Origin of the sequence: Streptomyces sp. NPDC059009 (assembly GCF_042740175.1) — a bacterium.
GTDB lineage: Bacteria > Actinomycetota > Actinomycetes > Streptomycetales > Streptomycetaceae > Streptomyces.
Genome location: NZ_JBHYJB010000002.1, coordinates 337,867 through 351,457 on the forward strand (window position 1 = coordinate 337,867; position 13,591 = coordinate 351,457).

Here is a 13,591-nt window from a genome sequence, read left to right on the forward strand (position 1 = left end):
ATCCATCGGACACGTGGCAGGGCTCGGTGCGCCCAAGGAGGCACCCCACATGACGGACATTGGACATGGTCGCGCAAGCAGAGCCGGGAGGGTCAGATCCCGTCTGACCGGACCGCTCGGCCTTGCCACTGCGGTGGCGCTCGGACTCTCGCTGGCCGCTCCGCAGCAGGCCGTGGCGGATGAGATCGCCAGTGAGTCGTTCACCGGCACGACGATCGACACCAACAAGTGGTTCAGCGGCGCCACTGGCCCGGACGACCCGACCGGCTACGGCTGTCTCACGGCGGCCACCGGCGAGAAGGCTCCCCTCAAGGCGTGCCAGACGCCGGTGGGCGACAAGCCCGGCCAGGGCGCGCTGCGACTCACGACGAACAAGGAGAAGCAGACCGGGTTCGTCGCCACCAAGAACACCTTCCCGTCGCGCGCGGGCATGAAGTTCACCATCGACTTCGCCGCCTACGACCCGACCACGAAGGAAGCCGCCGACGGCATCTCCCTGATGCTCCTCGACGGCACGGCGCCGATGCCCAAGGAAGGCGGCATCTACGGCGGCGGTCTCGGCTACACCGGGATCAAGGGCGGCTACCTGGGCGTCGGCCTCGACGTCTTCGGCAACTTCACCCGCCAGGCGTACGGCTCGGGCGGCACCCCCAAGCGGATGCCCAACTCGATCACGGTGCGCGGGGCGACCTCGGTCGACAACCCCATGGTCGCCACCTACCAGTCGAACCGGAAGCTGGCCGTCGACAAGGCCAAGACGCGTACCGAGGCCCGCCGCACGGCCAAGATCGAGCTGTCGCCCGCGGGCAAGCTCGCCGTCTCCATCGACTTCCACGACGACCGCGGCTACCGGGACGTCATCGAGCCCATCGACCTCGACGACATCAAGGGCCAGCCGAAGGTGCCCGACACCTTCCGGCTCGGCTTCGCGGCCTCGACCGGCTCCAGCACCGAGATCCACGAGCTGTGGAACGGGAAGCTGGAGACCCTCGCGCCGAAGCTGTCGACGACGGTCGTGCCGACGGGCCCGGTGAACGCGGGCTCCGACGCCGAGTTCGAGATGACGACCTCCAACGACAAGCTGGCGGGCCCCACCACCGGCGAGGTCACCACCACCCAGACCTTCCCCGAGGGCGTCACGCCGGTCTCGGCGGAGGGCGACGGCTGGAAGTGCGACATCCAGGGCCAGACGGTCACCTGCAAGCGGCCCGACACCCTCAAGCCCGGTGAGAAGTACCCGCCGGTCAAGGTGAAGACGAAGGTCGCGGGCGACGCCAAGGGCGACAAGACCGTCACCTCCCAGGCCACGACGCCGGGCAGCGGTCCCGCCGTCCCCAACACCAGCAAGTTCACGGTCACCCCGGCCAAGGGCCCGGACCTGACCGTCACCACCAAGCCGGTCGGCGACGTGGTCGGCGGCCAGAACGCGGGCTACACGATCGACGTCGCGGACAAGCCCACGGCCGGTCCGACCAACGGCGAGGTCAAGGTCGTACGGACCTTCCCGAAGGGCATCACCCCGGTCTCGGCCGCCGGTGACGGCTGGAAGTGCGCCATCTTCGGCCAGACCGTGACCTGCTCGCGTCCCGGCACCGGGGCCGACGTGCTGAACCCCGGCAAGTCCTACCCGACCATCAACATCGGCACCCGGGTGGACGACGACGCCAAGGGCGACCTGACCGGCACCACCGAGACCACGACGCCGGGGCAGCAGAACCCCGAGGGCCCGGTGAAGGACACCACCACGGTCAAGCCGGCCCCGGTCAAGGACCCGAACCTGACGGTCGCGACGAAGCCGGTCGGTGACGTCGTCGCGGGCAAGCCCGCCAAGTTCCAGGTCGACGTGGACAACGCGAAGGACGCGGGCCCGACCCGTGGCCGGACCGTCGTCACCCGTACCTTCCCGGACGGGGTCACGCCGACCAAGGCGTCCGGCGACGGCTGGGAGTGCGTCATCGGCGGCCAGACGGTCAGCTGTCAGCGCCCCGACGTGCTGAAGCCCGGCGACAAGTTCCCGCCGATCTCCATCGAGACGGACGTCGACAAGGACGCCAAGGGCCAGCTGGAGGGCGCCACGGACTTCTCCACGAAGGGCGACCCGAACAGCGGCTCCAAGGTCTTCGACACGTTCGTCGTGAAGGAGAACGCCGACCAGGACATCAGCTGTGGTGGCTGGGTCGAGGGGCTGAACCGCGCGGGCAAGCCGTGTGAGTGAGCCTCGTCGGTAGCAGTGCATGAGCCGGCCCCCGAAGCCTTCGAGCTTCGGGGGCCGGCTCATGTGCCCGTGCGCGCCGGTGGGTTCAGCGCGCGTCCAGGATGTCCACCACATACGCGGCCGGGCGGTTCTTCGGCGCCGCGAGCCCGCCGTCGGTGTGGGTGAAGCCCGGCCGCAGCCCGGCCGGGACGGTGATCAGCACCCGGCTGCCGACGCGCCGCCCCTTCAGGCCCTCGTACCAGCCGGGGAGCAGCGCCTGGTCCTTGAGCACGAAGCCGTTGGGGCCGCTGCGCTTGTACGTCGAGTTGAACGAGCTCTTCTTGCCCCACTCGACGCCGGTGAACTGGGCGACGACCCGCCGGCCCGGCTTCAGCTCGGGGCCCGTGCCCGCGATCAGGGTGCGGGCGGTGAGCTTCCTCGGGGCCGGGCCCCAGTCGGAGAGCACCGGCTCCTGGCCGGGGCGGACCGAGACGGCCGGGTGCGCGGCGGCCGCGCCGGAGGCCGAGCTGCTGCCGCCGACCTGCTGCTTGGCGTCGTAGCCGCCGATCACGTCGAAGACGAGCACCATGTGGTCGCTGGGCTTGACCTGGGCGGGCGCCATGCCGTTGGGGCCGAAACCGTGGGTGGCGGGGGCGACGAGGAGGACGCGGCTGCCCGCCTTGCGGCCGAGCAGGGTCTGGTCCCAGGTGCGCGCGACGTGCTTGCCGTCGAGGACCGCGGTGGTGGGCTGTTCGAGCCGGTAGGTGTCCATCAGCGGCTTGCCGGACTCCCACAGGCGCATGTCGACGTCGGTGACGATGACCTGGCCCTTGCGGGTGACGGGCCCGTCGCCCTCCTTGAGGACGGTCATGCGGGCCTGCTTGGGGGCGGGCAGCTTCGGCATGACGACGGTGGGCCGCTTGCCGAACTCGCCGGAGACGACGGGGATGTTCTTGGGCCCGGGGTCCGCGCAGCCGGACACGAGGGCCGCGGTGGCGAGGAGCAGGGCGGCACGGGCGCGGCGGCGGGGGGTGCGGCGGTGCGGGGTGCGGGTCACCGCGGCCTCCTTCTGGCGGTTGGGTGGGGGATCTCCGGATCTCCACCTTTGCCGCCGGGGCGGGCGGGGCCTCGGACCGCACGCGAAAAGCCGGGTGCCGTACGCCCTTTCGGCGTACGGCACCCGGCTGTTCGCTGCCTGCTACTGGCTACTGGTTGCGCAGCGGCGGGGCGAACGGGGCGCGGGTGCGCACCTCGGGCACCCCGGCCCGCGTCGTCGCCCGCTCCGCGGCCTTCGGCGCCGGCTTGGCGAACTTGTCGGTGACCTTCGGGTCCCGGATGACGGCCGCGTGCCCGATCGTCACGTCCGCGACCTCGGTGCCGAGCACGGAGGCGTGGATCGCGTTGACGTAGCCGCTGGTGGCCTTCGGGTTGTAGGCGTACTTGCCGTTCTTGCCGAGCGTCGGCATGCCCTTCTCGTCGGTCGTCACCTGCTCGTTGGTGGTGGCGAGGACCAGCGGGGACTTGCTGTAGTCGTCCGGGACGCGCACGCCCAGGTTGACCGCCCAGATCGGCGGGATGTCGACCATCCGGACGCCACCGATGGAGATGTAGCCGCGGGCCGCGCCGCCGGTGAACTCCACGGCCTTGGCGGGCTTGGAGTAGGCGGAGACGGTGATGCCCTCGACGTGCACGCCGATCGGGGAGAGCTGGGTGTCGCCGGCCGGGTTGGCGATGTACGGGATGCCGACGTCGACGGCGCCGCCGCCCGCGTCCGCGTACACCTCACCGCGGGCCGGGACGTCCGCGCCGCCCGAGGTGGTGGCGGGGTGGGAGTGGCCCATGGCCCGCGAGTACAGGGCCGAGACCTGCCCGATGCCCACGCCGCCCGGTGCCAGGTTGACGAGGTCCTTGCCGCCCGCGTGCTGCTTGGGGGCCTTCGGGGTCGTCGGGTAGTGCGACTCGAAGAGCGCGGCGTTCACGATCTTCCCGAGTCCCTTGACGCCGACGACCCAGGCGTCCGCCTGGACGCAGTCGTCGGTGTCGACGACGGTGCCCCAGTCGTCGACGCCGATCGGAGCGGCGGCTTCCGCGTTCGCGGGGAGTGCGGCCGCCGCCACCGCGGTCAGGGCGATCCCCGCTGTCAGCAGGGCACGCGGCCCCTGAGTGCGCCATGAGGCCATGGCCGACCCTCTCTTTCGATCCAAATTGGTGACCACTGTTAGTGAAAGCGTCGCTACACAGAGCGATGTGCGCATGTCGGAGCGGCCATCCGGGGGTGGGAGCCACTAACCTGCGCCCGCTTCGGTGCGCGGCGCGGTGCGTGGCCCGGTGTGGGGTGCCGCTCAGTCGTTCCTGATCACAGCCGCGTGGGCCACGGTCATGTCGGTGGGCTCGGGGGTCAGGAGCGTCATGTGGGCGGCGTTCACGTAGCCGCTCGTCGCGCTCGCGTCGCGCCGGTAGCCGCCGAGCGCCGCGGTGCTGGGGTGGCCCTGCGCGTCCGTGGTGATCTGCTCGTTGAGGGTCACCAGGGCCTGCGCGGGCAGCAGCGGGTTGGCGGGCACTCGCAGGCCGGTGTTGGCGGCCGGGGCCTCCTTGAAGGTGCGCAGCTTCGTCCCGTACGCGCTCACGCTGCCGCTCCGCGTCGTCGTGGCGAGGGCGAGCGGCTTGCCCCGCGCGGAGGACGCGGAGACGTCGGCGCCGGTCAGCTCCAGGGCGAGGACGGGCGGCGGCGCCGAGGGCATGCCCGGCTTGGTCAGATAGGGCAGGCCGAGGGTGACCCGCTCCAGGTGGGAGCTCGCGGTGACGGCGCCCTTGCGGTCGGCGGTGGCGGAGCGCACCCCGCGCAGCGAGCCGAACGTGTAGTGGCGGGTGGCGAGTCGGTACGTGCGCTCGGGCGCCGTGCTGACCAGGGCGGGGGTGCCGGGGGCCGCGGGGTGGTGGGCCTCGGCGACACGGATGTCGTCGCCCACGCCGCGGCCGAGGACCCTGAGGCTCCAGGCGTTGGCCTGTGCGGGGGCCGACAGGTCGAGGACGGTGCCCCAGTTGACCGGGGGCGGTGGGGAGGGGTCGGCGGCCGCGGCGGGGGCGACGGCCGCGCCGAGCGCCGTCACCGCGGTGAGCGCGGCGGCCGCGGCGAGCGCCGTGCGGGCCGCGCGGCGGGTGGGGGTGGGCATGGCGGGGGGCTCCTCGGCTGGGCGATGGGGGGTCAACTCTTGGGAGTGGTAGGTGAGTCGGGCTCTTCGGTGGTGGGCTTCTTGATGCCGAAGACGCCGTTCCAGATGTCGGTGGCGCCGTGGATCATGTCGCCGACGCCGGTGCCGATGGCCTGCCAGAAGTCGTCCACGATCGTGTGCGGCTTGTCGGGCTTGGCCGGCTCCGGCTTGCCCGGCTCGGACGTGGTGGGGGTGGTGCCGTCCTTGCTCACCGGCACCCCGGCGGGCGGCGGGAACGGCGGCGGCTCGGCGGGGGCGGCGGCGTGGGCGGCGGCTGTGCCGCCCAGGAGCAGCGTGGTGGCGAGCGCCAGCGGGGCGGCGGTACGCAGCGACGTACGGAAGGACGACGTACGGAAGAACACAGAGGTGGCCCCTCTCGGTCGGGAATCCGGTGCGGCCGGGGAAACCGGTCCGGCCGCCGCACGTCCGCAGGCGGGACGCGCGGCGGCCGGTGGACGGCGGAACGGGTCAGGACGTCTTCGGCACCATGGGCTTCTTGGGCTCCATGGCGTCCTTGGCCAGGTCCGCGAGGGTCGGCAGCTGCTTCGGGAGCTTCGAGACCAGCGAGTCGGTCTTGGCGGCGTCCCGGATGACCGCGGCGTGGGCGACCGTGATGTCCGCGACCTCCTGGCCCAGGACGCTCACGTGGATGCCGTTGACGTAGCCGCTGGTGGCCTTCGGGTCGTACTTGTAGTCGCCGTCCTTGCCGAGCGTCGGCACACCCTTGTTGTCGGTGGTGATCTGCTCGTTGGTCATGGCGAGCGCGATCGGGGCGCCGGTCTTGCCGCTCGGGATGTTCAGGCCGAGGTTGACCGCCCACAGCCGCGGGATGTCGATGAGGCGCTGGCCCGCGATGGAGAGGTAGCCGCTGGCCGCGCCGCCCTCGAACTGCACCGCCTTGCCGGGCACCGCCATGGCGTGCACGTCGATGGCGTTGATGTGCAGCCCGATGCCGGAGAGCTGGGTGCCCTCGGGCGTCGTGGGCTGGATGTAGGGCACGCCGACGTCGACCGAGGCGGCGCCCGCGCCGCCGTACGCGACGCCGGGGGCGACGACCTTGCCGCCCGAGCTGTTGGCCGGGGTCGAGTTGGTCATGGCCCGCGAGTAGAGCGCGGACGCCTTGCCGAGGCCGAAGCCGCCCGGCGCGAGGTTGATCAGCTCCTTGCCGCCCGCCTCATCCTTGGGGGCCTTCGGGGTGGTCGGCGAGGCGGACTCGAAGAGCCGCGCGTTGACGATCCGGCCGAGGCCCGTGACGCCGATCAGCCAGGAGTTGGCCTGGACGCCGTCCTTGGTCTCGACGACGGTGCCCCAGTCGTCGGGGCCCGGCCCGTCGCCGACCGGCGCGGCCTGCGCCGTGCCCGCCACCGTGACCGCCATTGCCGCTGCGAGCCCGGACGCGACGACCGCGCGCAGACCCGAGGTGCGCCATGCAGACATAGCCACCTGTTTCCCTTCGTTACGAGGAAGGCCGGGTGATCGCTGCGATCGTTCGGCCACTGTGCGTAAGCGGAACATCGCGTTATGTGACGCGCATGCGGTGGCTGGCCATCCGGGGAGCGGCCGTCCGGGTGTCCCGGGCCGGTCTCGGATTCATGGGGATTTTGTGACCCTGGGCAACCATCGGGGCCCCAGGGAGGTCAACTGGCGTGAACGTGCGGTGAATTGCGCCGTACGTTCTGGCCACCCCTCACCGGCACTGTCCCGGTGCACCTCCGATCGCAAGGGAACACGCCGCATGTCACGCGCACGTCGCCGGAGCCGCAGCAGCGCCCGGCTCGCCACGCCCCTGATAGCCGCAGCCCTCATCGGCGGCGGCCTCACCGCCTGGTCCTTCGGGTCCGACCAGGCCGACGCCGCCCCCGCGAACGCCAAGGGAGCCGCCGACAAGACGGACGACTTCAACGGCGACGGCTACGCCGACGTCGTCACCGGAGCCCCCGGCGCCACCATCTCCGGCAAGGCCAAGGCGGGCTATGTCGCGGTGGCGTACGGCTCGGCCGACGGCCTCGACCCCGCCCACAAGAAGCTCATCAGCCGCTCCACCGCCGGCGTGCCCGGCTCGGCCACCGCGAAGCAGGGGTTCGGGACCAGCTTCACCAAGGGCGACCTGGACAAGGACGGCTACAGCGACCTGGTCATCGGGTCCGGGGACGCCAAGGCCGGCTCGGTGATCCTGTGGGGCTCCGCCTCGGGCCTGACCGGGGGCACCAAGATCGACACCTTCGGGCTCAACCCGCAGGCCGGTGACTTCGACGGCGACGGCACCACGGACCTGGCCCTGTTCACCAAGGTCAGCGCCTTCGGGGACGACCCGGCCGACCAGCAGGCCCGGCTGTGGAAGGGCCCGATCAGCCGCACCGGCAAGCCGGCCACCACCCTCGACTTCATGGACAAGTCGCTGTGGTGGAGCTACGACACCGACCAGCGCCCCAACCCGAACTGCTCACCGCTGCCGAACCGCACCGACACCTGCATCGACGGCCCGGGCTCCGTGGAGGGCCCGGTCGTGCCGAAGGCCGTGGGCGACATCAACGGCGACGGCCGCGACGACATCGCCATGAACGACTACTCCGGTGACGGCGAGTGGGGCAACAGCGTCCTGTACGGCTCGCCCACCGGCTTCACGCGGGGCGACGCCCCCGGCTCCCGCGGCGCGCTCGCGGTGGGCGACATCAACGGCGACCACTACGACGACGTGGTCGTGGGCGACAGCGACTACGAGTCCAAGGTCCAGGTCGCGTTCGGCTCCAAGAAGGGCCTGCAGCTGGGCGAGGGCGACGTCCAGAAGTTCGACCAGGGCCTGCCCGGCTTCCCCGGCGCGGAGGAGAGCGGGGACCGGCTCGGCGCCTCGGTCGCCGTGGCCGACGTGACCGGCGACGGCTACGCGGACGTGGCCCTGGGCATCCCGGGCGAGGACGTCGGCAGTGTGACCGACGCGGGCTCGGTCGCGGTGCTCCACGGCTCCGACAAGGGCGTGACCGGGACCGGGGCGCAGGTGTTCCACCAGAACACCGCGAACGTGCCCGGTGTCGCCGAGAAGGGCGACGAGTTCGGCGCGGCGGTGGCGCTGGCCGACTCCGACGGCGACGGCCACCGCGACCTCGCGGCCTCGTCCGTGAAGGAGAACGCCGACGCCGGTGCCCTGTGGTCCCTGCCGGGGACCGCGTCCGGGGTGACCGCGACCAAGTCGGTGGCGTTCGGCCCCAAGGACGTCGGCGGCCCGTACGCATCGGCGCTCTTCGGCAGCGCCCTGCGCTGACCGGCCGACCAACTGACCAACTGACCGACTAGTCGTCCCCGTCCCCGCGCTCCTTCTCCGCCAGGCGGATCACACACACCGCCACGGCGAGCAGGAGCGCGGGGTCGGCGTCTTCCCGGACGATGTTCACGCCGTATGTGTCCCGGACGGTGAGCCAGCGCCGGGAGATGTCCGCGAGCATCTCGCCGTCGTACTCGATGGCGAACTCGCGGTCGAGGATCTTGCCGCTGACGTCGAGCTCGGTGCCGTCGACCAGCTCCACCCGGTAGTGGTTGCGCAGCAGCGACAGGCGCTTGCGCTTGACCTTCGCGAGGGCCTCGCCGTCCCGCTCGATCACCATCGTGTCGCGCAGGGCGAGCAGCTTCGCCTTGATCTCGACGAGGATGCGGCCCTGCATGTCCTTCAGCTCGAAGGTCTCACGCAGGCGCATCGCCTTGCCGTCGACGAAGAAGACCTTGCGGCCCCGGTCGTCCTCGATCCAGTAGTCGTCGCCGATGCCGAGCAGCCGGTCGCGTACGAGAAGCTTCATGCCGTCATGCCTACCACCGGGCCGGGCATGGCACAGCCGGCCCGCGCCCCGTGGGGGACAGCGACGCGAGCCGGCTGTGGTCTGTGGGGCGGCGCCCTACTGGGGGGCCTGCCGCCGGGCCCTACTGCACATCGAGCTTCCCGCCCGCCGTTGGCGTTCCGCTAACACCCGACTAACGTGACGTTCTTGCCTTTCAGGGCAGGGGTCGCGGCTGTGCGCGGGCATCCGGTATGCCGTTGCGGACCTGCTCCGCACGGCGCCGGTACTCCTCCTCGACCGCGGGACCTTCGAGAACGGCGGCGATGTCACCCAGGTGGGTGAGGGCCCGGGCGGTGCGGGTCGGCAGGTCCTCCTCCTCGGTGGCCGCGAGCGCGGCGAGCAGCGCGACGCGGGCCTCGTGATGAAGGCCGGCCCGGTGCAGGGCGATGCCGTACGACTCCCAGATCAGCGGCCGCCAGCCGGCGGTCTCATTGGCGGGAACGGCGGCGAGGGCGCGCTCCGCGTGCTCGGCGGCCTCCAGCAACTTGCCTTGGTTCAGGGCGAGTTGGGCCTGGACGTGGTGGTCGAGCATCGGCGCGGTGGCATGGCCCGCGTCCAGCACGGTGCGCCGCGCGTCGACGAGCGAGTCGAGGGCGGCCTCCGGGTCGTTCAGGCGGTTGCGGGCGATGCCGATGAGGACGAGGACCTGGGCGGCGAGCTCCGGCAGGAGCTCACGGTAGGTCCCCAGGGAGTGCTCGAAGTGCTCCTCGGCGAGGGCGAACTGCCCGATCTCCATGAGGAGCACGCCCGTCGTGGACCGCATCCGGGCGGTGCCCTCCCGGTTGCCGGTCCGCTCGGCGGCGGTGAGCCCCGCCTCCAGCGGCGCCTGCCAGCCCGGGTGTGGCCGCCACAGCACCAGCGGCCACAGCAGGGCCGCGAGCCGCCAGGTCCGCTCGTCGTCACCGAGCCCGGCGGCGGCGAAGACGGCGCCGACCACGCCGTCCTGTTCGACGGCGAACCAGCGGCGCGCCGCGTCCCGGTCCCTGAACTCCGGTACGGGCAGACCGGGTTCGCAGCCGTCGGGCAGCGGGATGCCCCGGTATCCGGTGGTGTCGATGGCGTTCACGGCGGCGTGTGCCGCGCGCAGCCAGTGGTCGACGAGGCGCCGGGTCGCCTCCGGCTCGTCCGGTCCTTCGAGCCCTCGCGCGTAGAGCCGTACGAGATCGTGCAGCGTGTAGCGCCCCGGCGCCTCCTCCTGGAGCAGGTGCGCGGCGGCGAGCCGGTCGAGGCCCGCGCGCGCGGCGGCCACCGGGACCGCGGCGAGCGCGGCGGCCGCGTACACCTCCGTCTCCCGCGTGAAGCCGCGCGCGAGCGCCGCGAGCAGCCGCGCGTCTCCCTCCGGCAGCCGCGCGACGGACCCGCTCAGCGCCTTCGCGACCCCCCGGTCCTCGGCGGACAGGACCGCCAATCGCTCCTGTTCGTCGGCGAGTTCGGCCGCCAGCCCGGCCACGGTCCAGTGCCGCCGTCCGCTGACCCGGGCCGCGGCGATGCGCAGCGCGAGCGGCAGCCCGTCGCAGAGCCGCACCACTTCGCGTACGACGGTGTCCTCCGCGGCCGTCTCCGCGTCGGCACCGAGCGCCCGGACGAGCAGCCGCGCGCCGTCCGCCTCGGTGAGCACGTCCAGGGGCACGGGCCGGGCCCAGTCGGAGGCGATGAGGCCGTCCAGGCGGGTGCGGCTGGTGACGAGGGTGGTGCAGTCGGGGCCGCCGGGCAGCAGCGGGCGCACCTGTGCGGAGTCCAGGGCGTTGTCGAGTACGACGAGCAGGCGCCGGTCCGCCACGAGGGAGCGGTACAGGGCCGCCGCGGCCTCGGTGGAGCCGGGGATCGCCTGGGCCCGCACCCCGAGGGCGAGCAGGAACTCCCGCAGCACGCGCGCGGGTTCGGTGGGTTCGGTGCCGCTGTGGCCGCGCAGGTTCGCGAAGAGCTGTCCGTCCGGGAAGGCGTCGGCGTGCCGGTGCGACCAGTGCAGGGCGAAGGAGGTCTTGCCGACGCCCGCGGGCCCGGTGACGAGCGCGATGGGGGTGTCGGCCTGCGCGTCCAGGGTCCGGCCGAGAGCGGCGAGCTCATCGGTGCGGCCGGTGAAACCCCGTGGGGGGCGCGGGAGTTGGTGAGGGACGGTGGGCCCGGCGGACTCCGGGGCCGCCGCGGCGGCGGGCTCGTCCGCGGCGGGCTCGGGAGGCGGGACCACGCTCCCGGCGCCGCCGCCGCTCCTGCCGCTGCTTCCGCTGCCGCCCCCGTTGAGTATCTCCTCGTACGCCTCCCGCAGCGCCGGACCCGGATCGACGCCCATCTCGTCGGCGAGCAGGCGCCGCGTGCGGTGGTAGTGGCCGAGCGCGTCGGACTGGAGGCCGGACCCGTACAGGGCCCGCATCAGGCACGCCACCAGCGGTTCGCGCAGCGGCTTGGCGACGACCTCGGCGCTGAGCAGCGCCACCGCCTGTGCATGCGCGCCGAGTTGACCGTACGTGCGGGCGAGCTGCTCGACCGTTGCGAGGCGGCTCTCCTCCAGGGCGGCCGCCGCGGCGAGCAGCGGGGGCGTCGCGACGGTCCCGGTGAGCGCCGGGCCCTGCCACAGGGCGAGCGCCTCGCGCAGCATCAGGGCCGCGTCCGCCGGGTCGCGCTGCCGCCCCGCGAGCGTCACCAGGTCCTCGAAGCGGCGGGCGTCGAGCAGCGTCTCCGGCAGCTGGAGCGCGTACGCCCGTCCCTGCGTGGCGAGTTCGACCCCGTACGCGTCCAGGCCCGCCTCGACGAGCAGCGCGCGCAGCCGGGAGACATGGCCCTGGATCACCGTACGGGCGTGCAGCGGGGGCTCGACGTCCCAGAGCGCCTCGGTCAGGAAGTCCACGGTGACCGGGGTGCCCGCCCGCAGCAGGAGCGCGGCGAGCAGGCTGCGGCGCTTGGCGGGGCCGAGGGGGAGCGGTCCGCTGCCGCCGGTGACGGAGACCGGCCCGAGCAGCTGGAATTCCACGTGCCGTCCCTCCCGAACCGGCCTCCCCGACTAGCCCTGAAGGAAGGCCGCCAGCGCGTTCGCCAGCATGTGGGGGTCGTCGGCGCCGCACAGTTCGCGGGCGCTGTGCATCGACAGGATGGCCACGCCGATGTCCACCGTCTTGATGCCGTGCCGGGCCGCGGTGATCGGTCCGATGGTGGTGCCGCACGGCATCGCGTTGTTGGAGACGAACGACTGGAACGGCACGCCCGCCCGCTCGCACGCCGCCGCGAACACCGCGCGGCCGCCGCCGTCCGTGGCGTAACGGTTGTTCACGTTGACCTTGAGGATGGGGCCGCCGCCCGCGCGCGGGTGGTGCGTCGGGTCGTGCCGCTCCGCGTAGTTGGGGTGCACGGCGTGCCCGGTGTCGGAGGAGAGGCAGACCGTCCCGGCGAAGGCGCGCGCCTTGTCCTCGTACGTGCCGCCGCGCGCGAAGACCGAGCGCTCCAGGACCGAGCCGAGCAGCGGGCCGTCGGCGCCGGTGTCGGACTGCGAGCCGTTCTCCTCGTGGTCGAAGGCGGCCAGGACCGGGATGTACGGGAGGTCCGCCGCGCCCGGTGCGGTGACGGTGGCGGCGAGGGCGGCGGTGCCCGCGTGCACGGAGATGAGGTTGTCCATGCGCGGCCCGGCGACGAGCTCGCGGTCCCGGCCCAGATAGGACGGCGCCTCGATCGAGTACGTCATCAGGTCCCAGCCCGTGACCTCGCCCTCGCCGATGCCGTTCTCCGCCTCCAGGAAGCGGATCAGATCGCCCTCGTGGACGTCGTCGCCGAGGCCCCAGATGGGCTGCATGTGGCGCTGCTTGTCGAGCTTGAGCCCGTCGGTGCTCACCGAGCGGTCCATGTGGATCGCCAGCTGCGGCACGCGCAGCAGCGGCCGGTCCACGTCGACGAGGCGCTGGCTGCCGTCGCGCAGCGAGAGCCGCCCGGCCAGGCCCAGGTCCCGGTCGAGCCAGGAGTTGAGCAGCGGCCCGCCGTAGATCTCGACGGCCACCTGCCGCCAGCCGTGCGCACCGCTGTCGGGCAGCGGCTTCACGCGGAGGTTGGGCGAGTCGGTGTGCGCGCCGACGATCCGGTACGGGGTGTGGGCGGCGGCGCCCTCGGGGACGTACCAGGCGATGATCGCGCCGCCCCGCAGCACGTACTTGCCGCCGGTCGTGCCGTCCCAGGCGTCGGTCTCCTCGACCTGCCGGAAACCGGCCTTCTCCAGGCGCTCGGCCGAGCTCGCCACGGCGTGGTACGGCGTGGGGCTGGCCGCCAGGAAGGACATCAGGTCGTCGGTGTGACCGCGATCGAAGCGGGGTGCTGTGCGCATGCTTGAACCATAACCACGGCGCCCTCTCACTGGGTGGCCGTGGTGATCCCTTTGC

The 13,591-nt window shown here is 72.7% G+C and carries 10 protein-coding genes; 2 read left to right on the forward strand and 8 right to left on the reverse strand.

Annotated features, from left to right (window positions below; translation table 11 throughout):
* Nucleotides 1-49 precede the first annotated feature (49 nt).
* Nucleotides 50-2,215 carry a hypothetical protein gene (locus ACFWYM_RS03310; protein ID WP_384829339.1) on the forward strand — a complete coding sequence of 722 codons (2,166 nt, stop codon included), beginning with the start codon at nt 50-52 and terminating at the stop codon, nt 2,213-2,215.
* Between the two features lie 85 nt (nt 2,216-2,300).
* Here the strand turns inward: ACFWYM_RS03310 and ACFWYM_RS03315 are convergent, their stop codons facing one another.
* The 5 genes from ACFWYM_RS03315 to ACFWYM_RS03335 form a co-directional block, all read right to left on the reverse strand.
* A complete protein-coding gene (locus ACFWYM_RS03315; protein WP_384829341.1) occupies nt 2,301-3,251 on the reverse strand; it encodes an FKBP-type peptidyl-prolyl cis-trans isomerase in 951 nt (316 codons plus the stop codon).
* Between the two features lie 148 nt (nt 3,252-3,399).
* Nucleotides 3,400-4,374: a hypothetical protein gene (locus ACFWYM_RS03320; RefSeq protein ID WP_384829343.1), complete on the reverse strand. Its 975-nt coding sequence runs from the start codon at nt 4,372-4,374 to the stop codon at nt 3,400-3,402.
* 162 nt (nt 4,375-4,536) lie between these two features.
* Entirely contained in the window at nt 4,537-5,367 is an 831-nt protein-coding gene (locus ACFWYM_RS03325) for a hypothetical protein (RefSeq protein ID WP_384829345.1), read from the reverse strand.
* Between the two features lie 32 nt (nt 5,368-5,399).
* Complete coding sequence (locus tag ACFWYM_RS03330) at nt 5,400-5,768, reverse strand: hypothetical protein (RefSeq protein ID WP_384829347.1); 369 nt, start codon at nt 5,766-5,768, stop codon at nt 5,400-5,402.
* Nucleotides 5,769-5,874: 106 nt separating this feature from the next.
* Nucleotides 5,875-6,843 carry a hypothetical protein gene (locus ACFWYM_RS03335; RefSeq protein WP_384829349.1) on the reverse strand — a complete coding sequence of 323 codons (969 nt, stop codon included), beginning with the start codon at nt 6,841-6,843 and terminating at the stop codon, nt 5,875-5,877.
* A gap of 298 nt (nt 6,844-7,141) precedes the next feature.
* On the opposite strand from ACFWYM_RS03335, the gene ACFWYM_RS03340 reads away from it, so the two are divergent.
* Nucleotides 7,142-8,665: an FG-GAP and VCBS repeat-containing protein gene (locus tag ACFWYM_RS03340; RefSeq protein ID WP_384829351.1), complete on the forward strand. Its 1,524-nt coding sequence runs from the start codon at nt 7,142-7,144 to the stop codon at nt 8,663-8,665.
* Between the two features lie 28 nt (nt 8,666-8,693).
* On the opposite strand, the gene ACFWYM_RS03345 is transcribed toward ACFWYM_RS03340, so the two are convergent.
* The 3 genes from ACFWYM_RS03345 to ACFWYM_RS03355 form a co-directional block, all read right to left on the reverse strand.
* Nucleotides 8,694-9,194 (reverse strand): LURP-one-related/scramblase family protein, encoded by a 501-nt coding sequence (locus ACFWYM_RS03345; RefSeq protein ID WP_384829352.1) that lies wholly within the window; start codon nt 9,192-9,194, stop codon nt 8,694-8,696.
* 193 nt (nt 9,195-9,387) lie between these two features.
* Complete coding sequence (locus tag ACFWYM_RS03350; RefSeq protein WP_384829353.1) at nt 9,388-12,201, reverse strand: BTAD domain-containing putative transcriptional regulator; 2,814 nt, start codon at nt 12,199-12,201, stop codon at nt 9,388-9,390.
* Nucleotides 12,202-12,231: 30 nt separating this feature from the next.
* Entirely contained in the window at nt 12,232-13,536 is a 1,305-nt protein-coding gene (locus tag ACFWYM_RS03355) for a M18 family aminopeptidase (RefSeq protein ID WP_384829355.1), read from the reverse strand.
* Nucleotides 13,537-13,591: the final 55 nt, after the last annotated feature.